17 protein-coding genes are annotated in these 17,240 nt (G+C 62.5%); 12 read left to right on the top strand and 5 right to left on the bottom strand.

Annotated elements, in window-relative coordinates; genetic code table 11:
• The first annotated feature begins 41 nt into the window (after positions 1 to 41).
• From ACVK00_RS04985 to ACVK00_RS04970, 4 genes are all read left to right on the top strand, one after another.
• Positions 42 to 1,424 carry a 3-carboxy-cis,cis-muconate cycloisomerase gene (locus ACVK00_RS04985; protein WP_284888545.1) on the top strand — a complete coding sequence of 461 codons (1,383 nt, stop codon included), beginning with the start codon at positions 42 to 44 and terminating at the stop codon, positions 1,422 to 1,424.
• A complete protein-coding gene (gene pcaD / locus ACVK00_RS04980) occupies positions 1,424 to 2,209 on the top strand; it encodes a 3-oxoadipate enol-lactonase (RefSeq protein WP_284888546.1) in 786 nt (261 codons plus the stop codon). The genes ACVK00_RS04985 and pcaD overlap by 1 nt, the downstream gene beginning before the upstream one ends.
• A gap of 10 nt (positions 2,210 to 2,219) precedes the next feature.
• Positions 2,220 to 2,606, top strand: coding sequence for a 4-carboxymuconolactone decarboxylase (gene pcaC, locus ACVK00_RS04975; protein ID WP_006749282.1), 387 nt, complete (start codon positions 2,220 to 2,222; stop codon positions 2,604 to 2,606).
• Between the two features lie 222 nt (positions 2,607 to 2,828).
• The gene (locus ACVK00_RS04970; RefSeq protein WP_284888547.1) at positions 2,829 to 4,187 is read left to right on the top strand and encodes an MFS transporter; all 1,359 of its coding nucleotides are present in this window, start codon (positions 2,829 to 2,831) and stop codon (positions 4,185 to 4,187) included.
• A 124-nt stretch (positions 4,188 to 4,311) separates the two neighbouring features.
• Here ACVK00_RS04970 and ACVK00_RS04965 read toward each other — a convergent pair whose 3' ends face one another.
• The 4 genes from ACVK00_RS04965 to ACVK00_RS04950 all read right to left on the bottom strand — a co-directional run bounded on the left by ACVK00_RS04965 (position 4,312) and on the right by ACVK00_RS04950 (position 8,296).
• Positions 4,312 to 4,560, bottom strand: coding sequence for a hypothetical protein (locus tag ACVK00_RS04965; RefSeq protein WP_006749284.1), 249 nt, complete (start codon positions 4,558 to 4,560; stop codon positions 4,312 to 4,314).
• 107 nt (positions 4,561 to 4,667) lie between these two features.
• Positions 4,668 to 5,285 carry a LysE family translocator gene (locus ACVK00_RS04960; RefSeq protein WP_011659957.1) on the bottom strand — a complete coding sequence of 206 codons (618 nt, stop codon included), beginning with the start codon at positions 5,283 to 5,285 and terminating at the stop codon, positions 4,668 to 4,670.
• Between the two features lie 153 nt (positions 5,286 to 5,438).
• Positions 5,439 to 6,299 (bottom strand): alpha/beta fold hydrolase, encoded by an 861-nt coding sequence (locus ACVK00_RS04955; protein WP_435521281.1) that lies wholly within the window; start codon positions 6,297 to 6,299, stop codon positions 5,439 to 5,441.
• Between the two features lie 344 nt (positions 6,300 to 6,643).
• On the bottom strand, positions 6,644 to 8,296 hold the full coding sequence (locus tag ACVK00_RS04950; RefSeq protein WP_284888549.1) for a GMC family oxidoreductase: 1,653 nt from the start codon (positions 8,294 to 8,296) through the stop codon (positions 6,644 to 6,646).
• A 741-nt stretch (positions 8,297 to 9,037) separates the two neighbouring features.
• On the opposite strand from ACVK00_RS04950, the gene ACVK00_RS04945 reads away from it, so the two are divergent.
• Entirely contained in the window at positions 9,038 to 9,751 is a 714-nt protein-coding gene (locus ACVK00_RS04945; RefSeq protein ID WP_284888550.1) for a winged helix-turn-helix transcriptional regulator, read from the top strand.
• Between the two features lie 373 nt (positions 9,752 to 10,124).
• Here ACVK00_RS04945 and ACVK00_RS04940 read toward each other — a convergent pair whose 3' ends face one another.
• The gene (locus ACVK00_RS04940) at positions 10,125 to 11,033 is read right to left on the bottom strand and encodes a LysR family transcriptional regulator (RefSeq protein WP_284888551.1); all 909 of its coding nucleotides are present in this window, start codon (positions 11,031 to 11,033) and stop codon (positions 10,125 to 10,127) included.
• Between the two features lie 121 nt (positions 11,034 to 11,154).
• Here ACVK00_RS04940 and ACVK00_RS04935 point away from each other — a divergent pair, with 121 nt between their 5' ends.
• From ACVK00_RS04935 to ACVK00_RS04905, 7 genes are all read left to right on the top strand, one after another.
• Positions 11,155 to 11,868, top strand: coding sequence for a type 1 glutamine amidotransferase domain-containing protein (locus ACVK00_RS04935; RefSeq protein WP_284888552.1), 714 nt, complete (start codon positions 11,155 to 11,157; stop codon positions 11,866 to 11,868).
• Between the two features lie 9 nt (positions 11,869 to 11,877).
• On the top strand, positions 11,878 to 12,732 hold the full coding sequence (locus ACVK00_RS04930) for a type 1 glutamine amidotransferase domain-containing protein (RefSeq protein WP_354123217.1): 855 nt from the start codon (positions 11,878 to 11,880) through the stop codon (positions 12,730 to 12,732).
• 57 nt (positions 12,733 to 12,789) lie between these two features.
• Positions 12,790 to 13,584, top strand: coding sequence for an SDR family NAD(P)-dependent oxidoreductase (locus ACVK00_RS04925; RefSeq protein WP_284888554.1), 795 nt, complete (start codon positions 12,790 to 12,792; stop codon positions 13,582 to 13,584).
• Positions 13,585 to 14,012: 428 nt separating this feature from the next.
• A complete protein-coding gene (gene thrS / locus ACVK00_RS04920) occupies positions 14,013 to 15,221 on the top strand; it encodes a threonine--tRNA ligase (protein WP_284888555.1) in 1,209 nt (402 codons plus the stop codon).
• A gap of 409 nt (positions 15,222 to 15,630) precedes the next feature.
• Positions 15,631 to 16,182 (top strand): DUF4142 domain-containing protein, encoded by a 552-nt coding sequence (locus tag ACVK00_RS04915; protein WP_284888556.1) that lies wholly within the window; start codon positions 15,631 to 15,633, stop codon positions 16,180 to 16,182.
• Entirely contained in the window at positions 16,127 to 16,528 is a 402-nt protein-coding gene (locus ACVK00_RS04910; protein ID WP_435521261.1) for a cupredoxin domain-containing protein, read from the top strand. Before ACVK00_RS04915 ends, ACVK00_RS04910 begins: the two co-directional genes overlap by 56 nt.
• A complete protein-coding gene (locus tag ACVK00_RS04905; protein WP_284888558.1) occupies positions 16,525 to 17,229 on the top strand; it encodes an RNA polymerase sigma factor in 705 nt (234 codons plus the stop codon). The genes ACVK00_RS04910 and ACVK00_RS04905 overlap by 4 nt, the downstream gene beginning before the upstream one ends.
• The last annotated feature ends 11 nt before the right edge of the window (positions 17,230 to 17,240 follow it).

Raw genomic sequence — 17,240 nt, 5'->3', positions numbered from 1 at the left:
GGGTAGACAATAGGCGCACGCCGTTTCCCCACTCTGATGCCATGCTCGAAGACAGCGCCCGCCTGACCTCCCTCATCTGCGGCACCGAGCCGCTCAACCGGATCTGGTCGCCCCGCGCGACGATCCAGCGGATGCTCGACGTCGAAGCCGCGCTCACGCGCGCGCTCGCCGCGCAGCAGGTGATTCCCGCCACCGCGGTCGCGCCCATCGAACGCGCGTGCGATGCCGATCGGCTCGACGCCGACGCGCTCGCGCACGGCGCGGCGCTCGGCGGCAATCTCGCGATTCCGCTCGTCAAGCAGCTCACCGCGCAAGTGAAGGCCGACGACCCCGAGGCCGCAAAGTTCGTGCACTGGGGCGCGACGAGCCAGGACATCATCGATACCGCGACCGTGCTGCAGTTGCGCGACACGCTCGACGTGCTCGAGCCGCTGCTCGACGAAGCGTGCGCGTCGCTCGCGACGCTCGCGCGCACGCATCGCGCGACACCGATGATCGGCCGCACGTGGCTGCAGCAGGCGCTGCCGATCACGCTCGGCCTGAAATTCGCGCAATGGCTCGATGCGCTGCTGCGCCATCGCGCGCGCTTCGCCGAATTGCGCGAGCGCGCGCTGGTGCTGCAGTTCGGCGGCGCGGCCGGCACGCTGGCGAGCCTGCGCGAGCAGGCGGCCGGCGTGAGCGCCGCGCTCGCGGCCGACCTGAAGCTCGCGGTGCCGGCCGTGCCGTGGCATACGCAGCGCGACCGCATCGCGGAAGCCGCCGCGTGCTTCGGGATGCTGACCGGCACGCTCGGCAAGATTGCGCGTGACGTGTCGCTGCAGATGCAGACCGAAGTCGGTGAGCTCGGCGAACCGGCGGCCGCCGGCAAGGGTGGCTCGTCGACGATGCCGCACAAGCGCAACCCGGTCGGTTGCGCGGCCGTGCTGACGGCCGCGGTGCGCGCGCCGAACCTCGTCGCGACCGTGTTCGCGGGGATGGTCCAGGAGCACGAGCGCGCGCTCGGCGGCTGGCAGGCCGAATGGGACGCGCTGCCCGACCTCGCGCGCCTGACCGGCGGCGCGCTCGCGCAGATCGCGCAGATCGTCGCGGGTCTCGACGTGAACACCGAACGCCTCGCCGCGAACCTCGACCTGACGCACGGGCTGATCCTCGGCGAAGCCGTGATGCTCGCGCTCGGCGACCGGATCGGCCGGCTCGATGCGCACCATGTCGTCGAGCATGCGTCGAAGGAGGCCGTGCGCACCGGCGCGACGCTGTTCGACGTACTCGCCGCCGACGCGACCGTATCGGCCCACCTGTCGCGCGACGCGCTCGCGCGGCTGCTCGATCCCGCACATTACGTCGGCGAGGCGCAGGCCTACGTCGACGCCGTGCTCGCGCTGCACGCCCAGCACGCGAGCCCGAAACAACCAGGAGAACATTGATGCCCTTCGCCACTGTCAACGGCGTGAAACTGCATTACCGGATCGACCGTGCCGCGCGCGACGACGCGCCGTGGCTCGTCTTCTCGAACTCGCTCGGCGCCGACCTGCAGATGTGGGCGCCGCAGATTCGCCCGCTCACGCAGCACTTCAACATCCTGCGCTACGACACGCGCGGCCACGGCCATTCCGATGCACCGGCCGGCTCGTACACGGTCGACCAGCTCGCGGGCGACGTGATCGGCCTGCTCGACCACGTCGGCATCGATCGCGCGCACTTCTGCGGGATCTCGATGGGCGGCCTGACCGGCGCCGCGCTCGCCGCGCGCTTCCCGTCGCGCATCGTGCGCGCCGTGCTGGCGAACACCGCCGCGAAGATCGGTTCGCCGGAAGTGTGGGCGCCGCGTGCGCAGAAGGCGCGTGCCGAAGGGATGCCCGCGCTCGCCGACGCCGTGCTGCCGCGCTGGTTCACCGACGCGTTCGTCGAGCGCGAGCCGCGCCTGTTCGATGCGATCCGCGACACCTTCGTGCATACCGACAAGGACGGTTACGCGGCGAACTGCGACGCGCTGAACGCGGCCGACCTGCGCGAGGAAGTGAAGGGCATCGCACTGCCGGTGCTGGTCGTGACCGGTGCGAAGGACATGTCGACGCCGCCCGACCAGGGCCGTGCGCTGGCTGCCGCGATTCCCGGCGCGCGCCACGTCGAATTCGACGTCGCGCACATTTCGAACATCGAGTGCACCGACGGTTTCAACCGCGCGCTGCTCGACTTCCTGACCGCGTGAGGCACTGACGATGGACGACCAGCAACGTTATGAAGCAGGGATGAAGGTGCGTCGCGCGGTGCTCGGCGACGCGCACGTCGACCGTTCGATCGAGAACCGCACCGAGGTGACCGACGAATTCCAGAACCTGATCACGCGCTATGCGTGGGGTGAGATCTGGACGCGCGACGGCCTGCCGCGCCATACGCGCAGCCTGCTGACCATCGCGATGATGGTCGCGCTGAACCGCGGCGAGGAACTCGCGCTGCATCTGCGCGCCGCGCGCAACAACGGCGTGACGCGCGACGAGATCAAGGAAGTGCTGCTGCAGACCGCGATCTACTGCGGCGTGCCGGCCGCGAACTCCGCGTTCCATCTCGCGGACAAGATCTTCAAGGAACAGGATGGGGCCGCCTAGGTGGGGCGGCCTAGGCGAGGCCGGCTGAGCGCCGGCAGTGATCCGATCGCACGGCCTGCCGATGCTGGCGAGCCGTGACGATCGACGAACGCGCCGGCGGCGAATCGGTGCGTGAATGAAGGCAAGGCGCGGCCACGAGGCCGCGCTTGTTGCATATATCAATGTTGGATGGGACCGAAGCGACCGCTTAAGCGCCAGTTTCGGCCGACAAGGAGACTAGCGATGAATCGCACACCCGTGGTCGATGTCCAGACCTTCATCAACGAGCAGCCGTTCGGCGGCTTTCAGTGGCTCGTATTCCTGATGTGTTTCGTGATCGTGCTGCTCGACGGCTTCGATACGGCCGCGATCGGCTTCATCGCGCCGTCGCTGCTCGGCGAATGGAACCTCACCAAACCCGATCTCGCGCCCGTGCTGAGCGCCGCGCTGTTCGGCCTCGCCTGCGGCGCGCTCGTGTCGGGCCCGTTGTCCGATCGCCTCGGGCGCCGCTCGCTGCTGCTCGGCTCGGTATTCCTGTTCGGCGTCGCGTGCCTCGTGTCCGCGTTCTCCACGACCATCGGGCACCTGACGATCCTGCGTTTCATCACCGGTGTCGGGCTCGGCGCGGCGATGCCGAACGCGGTCACGATGATGGGCGAGTTCTGCCCGGACAAGCGCCGCGCGACCGTGATCAACCTGATGTTCTGCGGCTTCCCGCTCGGCGCGGCGTTCGGCGGCTTCCTCGCCGCGTGGATGATTCCGCATTTCGGCTGGCGCAGCGTGCTGATGCTCGGCGGCGTGACGCCGCTGCTGCTCGGCGTGCTGTTGCTGCTGAAGATGCCCGAATCGGTGCGCTTCATGGTCGCGCACGGCCAGAGCGTCGACCGGATTCGCACGACGCTCGCGCGGATTTCGCGCGACGCGCTGAACGCCAGTTCGTTCGTGATGACCGAAACCGCGCCGCAGACGGGCAGCAAGGGGCTCGGCGTCGTGCTGTCGCGCTCGTACATCGTCGGTTCGGTGATGCTGTGGATCGCGTACTTCATGGGCCTCGTGATCTTCTACGCGTCGATCAACTGGATGCCGATCCTGCTGAAGGACGCCGGCCTCACGCCGAAGAGCGCGACCCTGATCTCCGCGCTGTTCCCGCTCGGCGGTGTCGGCGCGGTGCTGTGCGGCGTGCTGATGGACCGCTTCAACGCGAACCGTGTGATCGCCGTGTGCTATGCGCTGACCGCGATCAGCGTGTATGCGATCGGCCAGGCGGCGGGGAATGTGGGGCTGCTCGTGCTGGTCGTGTTCGTCGCCGGCGTGCTGATGAACACCGCGCAATCGTCGATGCCGGCGCTCGCCGCCGCGTTCTACCCGACCGAAGGGCGCGGCACGGGCGTGGCATGGATGCTGGGTGTCGGCCGCTTCGGCGGGATCGCCGGATCGTTCCTCGTTGCGGAGCTGACGCGCCGACACTTTTCGTTCGCGGGCGTGTTCGGGACGATCGCGGTCGCGGGCCTGCTCGCATGCCTCGCGTTGCTGATCAAGCAGATGGCGCGGCCGCATGGCGTTGCGCAGCCGGGCGGCAAGATCGAGTCGCTCGGGCATTGAGCGCAATCGGGGCCGGGGCGATGCGCCGGCTCCGCGTGGGTTGCGGTGGGTCGGAAGACGGCCGACGCGTAACAGCAGACCGGGCCGCGTCAGCGGCCCGTTGATTTTCACGGCCGCGGCGCCGTTACTCCTCCGCGTCGTGTTCCTTGACGAAGTTGCGCAGATACGCGCGCAGCGCGGCCTCCCGGCTGCGATGATCGGCGAGGTTCGCGGCGCCCATGTCTTCCTCTTCACCGAACATCGTCGGCGGCGCGCAGTAGATGCCGATCTCGATGTCTTCGCGCAGCACGCGGATCTCGTGCGTCAGCGGATGGTACTCGGCAATCCAGTGCATGCCCTCGATGTGCTCGCCGGCTTTCAGCATTGGCTTCACGGCAATCTCCATGCAGTTGCGCCGCAACCGCCGAAGCGGTTGCACGCGCCCGTACCGAAAGGGTACGCCTGCATGACGTGAAGCTCAACGGGTGCGCTGGTGCGCGTTTACTGCGGCAGCAGATGCGCGATGAGCGGATACAGCGACAGGATCAGCAGCACGGCCATCGTCACGTTGAAGATGCGCAACGCGCGGCGGTTCGACAGGAAGCGGCGCAGGCCGAGGCCGAACGCGGCCCACAGGCAGATGCACGGAAAGCCGATCAGGATGAACACGACGGCCATCCACGCGGCGTTCATCCCGTAGTCGGCGGACAGGCGGATCGTCGTCGCGGCGGTCAGCACCATCATCCACGCCTTCGGATTGACCCACTGGAACGCGGCGGCTTCGAGGAGCGTCATCGGGCGTGGCTTGGCGCCTTGCGCCTTCACCTCGCCGGACGTGCCGATCCGCCATGCGAGGTACAGCAGGTAGGCGACGCTCGCGATTTCGAGGATCGTGTACAGGACCGGCATGCGGCGGAACGCTTCGCCGAGACCGAAGCCGACGCACAGCATCAGGATCGCGACGCCGATGCTGATGCCGAACAGGTGCGGCATCGTGCGGCGGAACCCGAAGTTGACGCCGGAGGCGAGCAGCATCGTGTTGTTGGGGCCGGGCGTGATCGACGTGACGAGCGCGAACAGCATGCCGGCGGGCAACGCGCTCAGGGTGAGGAATTCCATCGTGGATTCTCCATTCGTGTTCGAGACAGGGATGGAGTCAGTGTAGCGACGGTTTTCTGTACAGTACCGGTACAGTTTTGTTGACGGATGCCGGTACGGGGGAGGGGGAGGGGTGCTCGGCGCTGGTCGCCCTTATGGGCGCTATCTTCAAACTTATTGGCCAAGGAACTCGAGCGTCTTCGGCACGAAGTCGGCATAGAACTGAAACACCCCGCCATGGCCCGCATCAGGGTAGATGATGAGCATGCTGTTCGGCAGGCGCCGCGCCAGATCTTCCGAGTTCTTGCTTGGGACCATCCGATCGCTATCGCCGTTGACAACTAACACCGGGTTCTGCACCAGTGATAGGTTCTCAGGCTCTTTCCGGCCCCATGCGCGAATCGCCTCCAATTGAGCCAGAAAAGCGGTCACGGAGATTTTCTTGTCGCGGTTTTCCGAACGCTCCGTCAAACGCGCCAGAAACGCCTTTCCAGCTTCGATACCGTTTGGCGTACGAGTGAAGAACAGATATTGCTTCGGATCCTGGCCGGTGAGGAAACCTCGAAGCATGTCGTAAAAGGTGACGCTGGTCACGGCACTGATGCCTTCCCCACCGGCAGGACCCGTTCCCGCGAGAATCATCTTGCGGACGAGTTGCGGCTGCTTCAGCACGACTTCCTGGGCAACCATGCCGCCCATCGAAAAGCCAAAAAGATCGACCTTCGTGAACCCCATGGCCTTGATGAAGTTGATGGCATCATCGGCCATCTGCTCAATCGAATTCGATGGTGCGCCACTGGAAGCTCCGACACCGCGATTGTCGAACGTGATCACATGATGCTCCGCCGCGAGGCCGTCCACCACTCGGGGGTCCCAATTGTCCAGCACGGCAGCCAAGTGGGTGAGGAAGATCACCGGTGTGCCAACATGTTCCTTCCCAAGCTCCCGATACGCGAAATCCACTCCGCCTGCAGTGATGGTCTGCGTTGGCACGTCCTTCCAGCTGACTTCGCGTTCCTGTTGCTGTATCGGCATACTCGCCTTCTCGTTATCTGACGATAACTCGACTGCCCGAACTGGCGAGGAAATGAGCGTTGCGGCCAGGGCTAGTCCGATGACACCTGACTTCAATAGATGTCGCATTGCATTAATCTCCATGATCATTCCTTGACGACGCCAATAGCGAAAAAATCGTGATCCGCGATCAAGCCCGTATGTACTTGGTGCGATACCTGAAGCCGCCCGGTGCCGATACTGTTCGACGGGTCTGCGCGTCAAATGGTTACGTACCCAGCGCCTCACTCATGGACGACTTGGCGAGACCGTTGTGGAGCGCGCTGCCATTGGGAAGGCTCAACGGCTGGTTCAACGGGGTGGCGTTAGTTGTATGCGGAGTGGTCATGGGAGACACTCGGACGCTGGGGAACGTGCGACGACTTCGCTGGAATGTGGGACATCGCGTGCTCAGTCAGCGCGGTGATAGTGAGACTGGGATTCACACCAAGGTTGGCACTGAGCATCGAGCCGTCACAGATCAGCAAATTTTGATAACCGAAGACGTGGTTCTGAGCGTCCATCACGCCGCGCTCGGGCGAGTCCGCCATTGCGCATCCGCCCATGCAATGCGCCGTGGTCGGAATGTTGAATAGAATTTCCGTCAGCAACGTCGTCGGGATGCCGCCCAGCGCCTTCGCCCCCTTTTCAACAAAGTTGTTGGCTTCAGGGATGAAGGTAGGGATCGGGCCGCCTTCAGTGCACAATTGCTTGCCAAACGGCCAATACCAGCGACGCTTGAACTGCATGTTGATAAAGGCGTCCACCGTCTGCATTACTACGAACAGTATGGTCTGGCGTGCAAATCCGAAGGGGTTATGCACGCGCATTGCTTTCACCGGATGTGTTATCAGCGTCCATAGCCAGGTAAAAATCCGCGTCCATCCGGCACGCCCGCCAGATAGTAAGGTCATCATCAGACCGGTAGCGTCCGAACCTTCCGGATAGCGCACCGCGCCGATGTGCGTCCGTTCGTCGATATAGACGCCGGCGCCACCGGCTACGCCGAGCGACATGCTCTTGTCTTTGGCCGGAAAGCGCACGCCAACGAGAGACTCGGCATTTGTGCGAACGCGCTTGCCGAGGTCATCACTGATGCGCGGTAGGGAGCCGCTCTGCTTGAGCCGGAACAACAATTCCATTGTGCCCAATGAGGACGCGGCAAATACCACCCCGCGGCAGCGGAAACTGCGTCGTGGCTTATTGAACCAGGTGGTCGAGCGCTCAGTGAAGACTTCGTAGCCGTTGCTTCCGTCTTCCTTGCCGTCGAGTGGGCGCACGTCCACCACCCTGGTTTCGGCAAAAACCTGCGCGCCACGTTTCTCAGCAAAATAAAGATAATTCTTGTCGAGCGTATTCTTGGCGTTGTGCTTGCAACCGACCATGCAGCCACCGCAACCGACGCACGTCCCGCGCTCCGGACCTTCGCCGTCGAAGTAGGGATCGGCATAGGTTTTGCCGCCGGTCTCACCTTTTGGCGCGAAGAACGTCGCCACACGGCCGTTGTGAAATGTATCGCCTACGCCCTGCATGTCCGCCATCTTCTTGAGCCGAAAATCGGCCTCGCCCAGAATTTGGTTCTCGGTTACGCCGAGCATTCGTTCCGCCATCGCGTAGTACTGGGGCATGACGCGTTTCCAGTCCTTCAGGCCAGCCCACGAGCCCTCGTCCCACACCTTGTCGGGCGGTACCAGCAAGGCGTTCGCGTATGTGATGGAACCACCACCGACTGCATTTCCGCTCAAGACCATGACGTGGCGGAACAAACGCATGTTGTAGAAACCGAACATTTTCAAACTAGGTCGCCACATCCAGCGGCGCGCGTCCCAGTTGGTCTTGGGAAAATCCTCTGCATTCCAACGCCGCCCCATCTCCATCACACCAACCGAATAGCCTTTTTCAGTGAGGCGGCAGGCGGACACGCTACCGCCAAAACCCGAACCGATGACGATGTAGTCAAAATCATATGAAGTACTCATCGGGGGCACCTCGAGCCTTCGTCGGTCGCGGTCTCCACGCGCACATTAGCGAATAAGACGTCCATGGGTTTGTCTCCGTTTTCCTGGTTCTAGTAGTCTGCAGCAGCGTAGTCGACGAAGGACCGCGATCCACAACGATCTCGTGGGGATCGAGCCGCACGAATGAAATCAGTGCCTCCAATCATTCAGGTATCCGTACTTATAAGCGAAGACCCCATTCAGTCCGCCAACCGTCACGCCGCGTTAGCTTGGGCGCAGTATCGGACCGTCCCGACCGGGGCGAAAAGCACAGATGCGGAACCGACGTTGCGACCACGGATAGCACTATACGCGTTGTATATCACAAATACTATACAAATAGTATAGTAGAGTGTGTATGCGCGCTCAGAACCCCAAGACTGGAGAAAACGCATGGGTCCGGTTACGACGCTGACATCGCGTGACCTCAAGGTCCCACTGCCGTTCGATCAGACCGCCGCGCGTGCCATGGCGTCTCTGCGCGAGAAGGCGCGACAATGAATACCCCTTTCGCCGCGGCAGCGGCCGTGAGGCCGGTCATCACCTTCTGGGGCGACCGGACGTGTGCACTGGGTGTGTTGCCCCGAGGAGACTGACGACGTGACTCAACGGATACCCAACACGGCAGCAGATTTGCGATGGCAAGGCGCGCCTTGTCTGGAAAATCGATTCCCTACGGATGCAGGTGTCCGCAAGGCCGTCCGTCAATTTCCTGAATGAGCCGTGACCATCACCTTCCAACCGGCTTTGCTTAAGCAGGGCCTTGTACAATGTGACATGCCAAACAAAACCTACGGTCAACTTTGCCCAATGGCTCGGGCATTAGACGTCCTCGGCGATCGTTGGACGCTTCTCGTGATCCGCGAACTCTTGCTGGGCCCGAAGCGGTTCAAGGATCTGCTGGCGATCTTACCGACCATGGGAGCAAATCGGCTGTCCGAGCGCTTGGCTATGCTGGTAGAGAACGATGTCATCCAACCGACCACATTGCCAACATCCGCGGCTACGCCAGCTTATGAACTGACGGAAATGGGTGAACAACTGCGCAAGCCTGTGATTGCACTCGGGCTCTGGGGGCTGCGCCTGCCGCTCGATGAACGCATCGATCCGTCCACGGCTCGTGCGGAGCTCATCGCACTGTGCTTGACGGGGTCGAGCGATCCTGCCGCGAGCGCAGGCTTACAAACATTGTATGAGTTCCATGTGGGCGCGGAGGTTTTCCATGTCCCGGTGAACCACGGAAAGGTGCTGATCCGCTCTGGTCCCAGCACTGAGCCCCCCGACGTCAAGATACAGTGCGACATGGGGACATTCATGGCTCTGGCTTTGCGCGAAGTCACTCCAACGCGTGCACTCCGCGAAGGGCGTGTATCCCTCCTGCACGGAAGCAAGCAGGCGTTCACACAGGTATTCAAGATTCTCGAATACAAGCCCTGATGTCTTGCCGAAGTTCGGCTGAGACTCACAAATATCCAAAGCTTCAGATACCCCACGAATTCCGACCATCCATTTGCGCAGCCTGCATCATCGCGCAGCGAATCCGGCTTGCCATGTAAGCAAGCTTGGTTGGCAACCGATGCGAGAAGACGCGCCATGAAGGCAACGGCGCAGAAATCTTTGGGTTCAAACGAGCTGCATGGCCGACCAGTATCGGCTTACAGTCGATGCTCCCGCGAAAGTCGACCGAACTGCGACGCATCCAGACGAATACCGTCGCTTCCCGGCGAGCGCACGGCCCCACGTCGCGCCGCGACGATCGGCGCGACACTTCTGCCCACAGGAGTCTATCCCCAACCCTTCTGTTTTCCCTTCAGTGATCGGCGGTAGACGCAACAATCATGTCGATCAAGGTCCGTGACGCCGCAGACAACCGCCGATGCGGCGCATAGATCACCGAAAACGGCCGTGAGCGGCCACGAAGATGAGGCAGCACTTCGACGAGATTCCCGGCCCGCACGCGATCCTGAACAATGAAGTCATAGGTCTGGCAGATGCCGGCGCCGCTCTGCGCCATCGAAACAACCCCGAGCACGTCGTCGGAAACCGCGACGTTCGACGGCGGGAGCCAATCGATGTCCTGCCCGCCGTCCCGGAACACCCAGGGCGCGATACGGCCGCTGCTGGGCAGCATGAAAGGCAAACAGAGATGGTGTGCCAGATCCGCCACGTTTTCCGGCATGCCTGCGCGCGCCACGTACTCCGGCGACGCGACAAGGCACAGCGCCGCGTCCTCGAGCTTGCGTGCGACCAGGCCGCTGTCCGGCAATTCACCGAGCCGGATCGCCAGATCGAACCCTTCGGCCACCAGATCCACGTTCCGGTTCGCGATGTTCAACTCCACGCGAACCTCCGGGTGTTGCTGCGTGAACTGCCGCAGCAGCGGCGGCAGACGATAGTGTCCGTACGTCGTCGGTACGCTGAGGCGGACATGGCCGGTTAACGTGCCGCCGTGCCCCTGAATGGCACGCTCGGCGTCGTCGATCAGCAAGAACGCCGCGCGCGATTGCTCCAGATAGAGCCTGCCTTGCTCCGTCAGGCTCAACCGTCGAGTCGAACGGCGCAGCAATTGCACGCCCAGTCGGGTCTCCAGACGTGTAATGGCGCGGCTGAGAACGGACGGTGTGCTGCCCAGCGCCACCGCACCCGCCGTCATCGAGCCTTTTTCGATCACCGTGACGAATGCTTCCACATCACCGAGATGGTCGAATCTTCGCGCCATCTTGTCCTCCAAAGAACAGAAGATTTACTTTTAACCGAGTTTATCTCCTTGATCGGTCCAAATAAAGTGAGCGCATCGTGACTGCGTCGTCCGGTCACTCACTGACATCAAGGAGCAAACCATGAATCGTGTCCCTCGCGACCGGCAGGGCCTGTCCGTGCTGTTCGTACTCACGAGCCACGCGACGAAAGGCGCGACCGGCGACCCGACCGGCTTTTACCTCGGCGAAGTGACGCATCCGCTTGCCGAACTCGACGCGGCGGGCATCCCGGTCGAATTCGCGTCGATTCAGGGCGGCGAGCCGCCCGTCGATGGTCTCGACCTGACGGATGAAGTCAACGCGCGCTACTGGAACGACAGTGCTTTCCGCGACGTGCTGCGCCACACGCAGCGACTGGGCGATGTCGACGCGTCGAAATATGCCGCTGTCTTCTTTGCGGGCGGCCACGGCGCGATGTGGGATTTTCCGGGCAATGCCGACGTGCAAAAGGTGACTCGAGCGGTTTACGACGCTGGGGGCGTGGTCGGAGCGGTATGTCATGGCCCCGCAGCGCTGGTCGACGTGACGCTCGGCGACGGTACTTACCTGGTCGCCGGCAAGAACCTCAGCGCATTCACGGATGAAGAGGAACGCGCGGTCCAGCTCGACCGCGTCGTGCCTTTCCTGCTGGCGAGCACGTTGACGCAGCGAGGTGCGCATCACCATCCGGTACCGAACTGGACGGCGAAGGTCGTCGTCGACGGGCGTCTCGTGACCGGCCAGAACCCGCAGTCGGCTGCTGGCGTGGGCGCGGCGATTCGTCACCTGTTACTGAACCGTTCAGGACAGGCCTGACATTCCCCGATGGAGAAAACCATGCATTCGATGCGCAAGCTCGCCGTAGCCGCGATGCTCGGCATTGCCGCGTACAGCGCTCACGCTGCCAACGTGCTCGTGGTGTTGTCGGATTCCGATCATCTCGATCTGAAGGACGGCAAGGTGTTCGCGACGGGCTTCTACCTGAACGAACTGATGCAGCCCGTGAAGGCCCTGCTTGATGCAGGCCATCAGGTGACCTTCGCCACACCCGAGGGGAAGGCGCCGACGATGGATGCCACGTCTGCCGACAAGATGTACTTCAACGGGGACGAAAAGGCGATGCGCGACTACCGGGCTTTGCTCGACAAGCTGCAGATCACATCGCGTTCGCACGCTCCCGTGATCAGTCTGTCGCGGGTCGAGCAGATCGGTTACGGCCACTTCGATGCCGTCTATGTTCCTGGCGGTCATGCGCCGATGCAGGATCTTCTGACCAGTCCCGCGGTGGGCAGGCTGCTGGCCGATTTTCATGCGCGCGGCAAGACCACGGCGCTCGTTTGCCATGGGCCGATTGCGCTGCTGTCGACGCTGCCCGATGCACAGGGCTTTGCACGGCAACTCGCCGCCGGGAAGGCGGGCGACGGCGATCCGAAATGGATCTACGCCGGTTATCGGATGACGGTGATCAGCAACGCGGAAGAAGAGCAGGCCAAAGCACTGCTCGGCGGCGGAGCGATGAAATTCTATCCGCAGACCGCGTTGCAACAAGCCGGCGGCATCTATAGCAGCAACGAGGTTCCGTTCACCCCGCACATGGTCACCGATCGCGAATTGATCACCGGACAGAACCCGGCGTCCGCACTCGACGTCGCCGATGAAATGCTGAAGCGGCTGAAGTAACGCCACGCAACGGACCGGCATCGCCGGTTCTTCGATGATGCAAAGGACAAACAACACATGGATCTGCAACTTGAAGGCAAAACCGCGATCGTCACGGGCGCTACCGCGGGCATCGGCATGGCTATCGCACGAACGTTGGTCGGCGAGGGCGTGTCGGTCACGATCACGGGGCGTCACCGCGACAAACTCGACGAAGCCGTCGCTCAGATCTCCGCGGCCGTCCCTGACGGCAGCGTGCGCGGAATCGTTGCCGACGTGAGCGGCGCGCGAGGCGTTGCCGAACTGATCGACGCACAGCCGGATACGGATATTCTCGTGAACAATCTCGGCTACTACGAAGCCAAGCCGTTTGCGGAAATCACCGATGACGACTGGCTGCGAATGATCGACGTCAACGTGATGTCGGGGGTGCGACTGTCGCGCCATTACTTTCCTCGCATGCTTGCGAAGAACTGGGGGCGTGTGATCTTCATGTCGAGCGAAGTCGGTGCGTTCACGCCGCCGGACATGGTGCACTACGGCGTCAGCAAATCGGCTCAGCTCGCGGTTTCGCGCGGCATGGCTGAACTGACGAAGGGTACGGGCGTGACCGTCAACAGCGTGCTGCCGTCCGCCACGCGTTCCGAAGGCATCGTCGCGTATTTGCGGCAGACCGCGCCGCGACCCGGCATGACCGATGCGGAAATCGAATCGCACTTCTTTGAGACCTATCGCCCGAGCTCCCTGATCGCCCGCATGATCGAAGCCGACGAGATCGCCGCCATGGTGGCGTTGCTGGCCAGTCCGTTGGGCGCGGCGTCCAACGGCGCGGCGGTGCGCGTCGAAGGCGGCACCTTTCGGTCGATTCTCTGAACAGGTGTCTCGATATGTCTGCCCACGTCATCGTCGCGCTCGTCGAAGCGAAGCAAGGTTGTGAGGCGGTGCTGGTGCAAGCCCAGCGGGAACTTGTCGAACAACTTCCAGCCCAGTAAGCCCCTTTCCCAGCCTTCTGTGGCTTTCATTTGTTTTGCTGTTTTGAGGATTCTTAATGAATCAGGAAGTGGCGTTGCTGAAGTTAGATTCGAACGCTCTATTGACAGACGTTAACAGGTTGCCTAGATTAGCCACATGAACGCACTTTTCGTTACGACTACCACGACCACCACCACGACCGCCAATGGCGGGCCCGGGGGAGGTTGCACGTCGTAAGTCAGTGCCTCAAACCATCCTCAAGCCCCGCCGGAAACGGACGGGGCTTTTTTGTGCTCCGTTCGGCCGTACCAACGTCAACGGAGAACATGATGGACGATTTCGATCACCGAGTGCTCGGCAACAAACTCGATCTGTTTCATCAGCAGGATGAAAGTCCGGGCGCCATCTTCTGGCATCCGCGCGGCATGGTTCTTTATCGGGTCGTCGAGGAATATATCCGGGTCCGGATGCGTCAGGCCGGCTTTGCCGAAGTTCGGACTCCTCAGATCGTCTCGCGCGATCTTTGGGAACAGAGCGGTCATTGGGAGAAGTTCGGGCGAAACATGTTTTCTCTCGAGAGTGACAACAACCCGTACTGTCTCAAACCGATGAGTTGCCCTTGCCATGTGCAGATTTTCAAAAAAGGCAGTCGGTCGTACCGTGATCTCCCGATCCGATATTCTGAATTTGGCGCGGTCCACCGGGCCGAACCGTCCGGGGCGCTACATGGTCTCATGCGTGCCCGTGCGTTCACGCAGGACGACGCTCATGTGCTTTGCATGCCGGATCAGGTCGAGGTTGAAGTCGCACGATTCTGTGTGTTGCTGAAGACGATCTACGCAGACTTCGGATTCGGCGAATTCGATGTGGCCTTGTCGACGAGGCCGGCGGTCCGCGCGGGTGGCGATGCCGTCTGGGATCGCTCGGAAGCGATGCTGGCATCCGCTGCGCGAGCGGCAGATCTGGATTTCGCGATCCAGGCAGGAGAAGGAGCATTCTATGGCCCCAAGCTCGAATTTCATCTGCTCGACCGTCAAGGACGGAAGTGGCAGTGCGGGACGATCCAGCTCGATTTCGTATTGCCGGAACGGCTCGGTGCGTCATATGTCGCAGCGGACGGTGGGAAGGCGACGCCCGTCATGTTGCACCACGCGGTGCTGGGAAGCCTCGAACGGTTCATCGGTATTCTTCTCGAACACTACGAGGGATGGTTGCCGACTTGGCTGGCACCGGACCAGATCGTCGTTGCGAACATTGGGAAGGATGATCGCGAATTTGCCGACAACACGGCGTTCGCCTTCGAAGACATCGGCTGTCGGGTGCTTCGGGATTTCCGTGCCGAGCGCCTGCCGCGCAAGATCTTCGATGCAAGGGAACTGGCCGCGCCGATCGTCGCGATAGCAGGACGCAAGGAGGCGCTGGCTGGCGAAGTGTCGTTACGGTTGAGGGACGGGGAGCAGCACGTGCTGACGATCAACGATGCGCTCGCGTACCTGAAGCAGCATGCGCGCGTTCCGTCTGCGACGCGGGTGTTCTGATCTGAAAACAGCAATGTTTTCGGAAACCGCGGGCGGATAGAGGGCGCGTGGCGGAGCAATCGAATCCGTAGACACGCATAATTCAATAAGTAATTCTAAAAAATCATGAGTGAAGCCAGGCGAGCGAGTAATTTAATGGCCCGGGGGGGTATTGTGAGTCTGCGCCGTATGTGAGGCCGTCCAGGCAAATGACGATCGCCCGTCATTCCGCCGGGGTGCGCGCCTCGAGCGCGTGAATCAGGGTAATTTCCCGGAGCCGTCGGAGCCCTCGACGGCGATGAAGGATTTCGCACCCTCACGTAGCCCCCCCGGAACGCAGCCGAACCTCACGACGTCTATCGCCACAGAGCCATCCAGCGTCGAGCGACATGGATGAGCGTCCCGTTTCCATTCGACTGGAGAAATCGACATGGCACTCATACACAAGCTATCCGTCGCGGCGGCCCTCCTTTCCGCGCTGCCGCTCCCCGCCTCGGCGCAAGCAATCCCACTGACGGACCCTCAGATCGCGGCGATCGTCGTGACGGCCAACCAGGTCGACATCGATGCCGGCAAGCTCGCGGAAAACATGACGCATACGAAACCGGTCAAGAACTTCGCCGCGTTGATGGTCACCGATCACACCAATGTGAACAAATCGGCGGTCGCGCTCGCGACCACGCTGAACCTGAAACCGGAAACCAACCCGACGAGCGACGCGTTGAAGAAGGAGGGCGATGACAACGTCGCCGCGCTCAAGGCGCTCAAGGGGCACGCATTCGACAAGGCCTATGTCGATCACGAGGTGACCTATCATCAACAGGTGATCGATGCGCTGGACAAGACGCTCATTCCGTCGGCGAAGAACGACGAACTGAAGGCGCTGCTCGTGAAGGTGCGGCCGGCATTCGTCGCACACCTCGAGCATGCTCGCGCGTTGCAATCGACGCTCGGCGGCGGCAGTGAGAAGAAGGCCTACTAAGCCTGCGCGCTCGACCGCGCGGCGGCGTGCCGCGTGGCGGATCGTCGTGGCGGCGGCCCTGACGTTCGTGGCCGCGGACGTCGTCGCCGCCACGACGCACCGGATCACCATCGAAGGCATGCGTTTCAACCCGGCCAGCGTGACGGTCGAGCGCGGCGATACGATCGTCTGGGTCAACAAGGATCTCGTCGCGCACACGGCCACGGCCGCGAGCCTGTTCGATTCGCATGAAATCCGACCCGATGCTTCGTGGACGTATGTCGCAAACACACCGGGCCGTTACGCATATATCTGCACGTTTCATCCTACGATGAAAGCGACACTGACCGTGAAGCGCAAACCATGACGCACCATGCGAGCCATCCCGAACCAAAGCCGTCGCCGCTTGCGGAAGAAGACGACCGTACGCTCGCCGCACGCGTCGCGAGCGGCGAGCGCGCTGCGTTCGAACAGCTGATGCGTCGCTACAACCGGCGGCTCTACCGGCTTGCACGGGCGACGTTGCGCGACGATGCCGAAGCCGAGGATGCGCTGCAGGAGGCTTACCTCGCGGCGTTCCGCGCAATTCCGCGTTTTCGCGGTGACGCGTCGCTGTCGACCTGGCTGTCGCGGCTCGTGCTCAACGAGTGCTTGACGCGTCAGCGCCGCGGCGCGCGGCGCGACACGATCGCGCCGATGGTCGGGCTGTCGTCAATTGCCGACTTCGAGCGGGAAACCATGGATGCAGACCAGAACGAATCGCCGGACCAGGCGCTGATGCGGACCGAATTGCGAACCTTGCTGGAGCGCAAGCTCGATGCGTTGCCCGAAGCGTTTCGCCTCGTGTTCGTAATGCGCTGCGTCGAGGAATTCAGCGTCGATGAAACCGCCGAGTGCCTCGGCATACCCGAGGCGACGGTGCGCTCGCGGCATTTCCGGGCAAGGAGCATGCTGCGCGAGTCGCTCGCACGGGACATCGATCTGGCCGAGCGCGACGTGTTTTCGTTCGACGGGGAACGGTGCGATCGCATCGTGCACGGTGTGCTGGCGAAAAGCGCTTCGCGTTGATCTCGACGGGG

The organism is Burkholderia sp. PvR073 (assembly GCF_054055695.1).
This window is presented reverse-complemented; position numbering and strand designations above follow the sequence as displayed.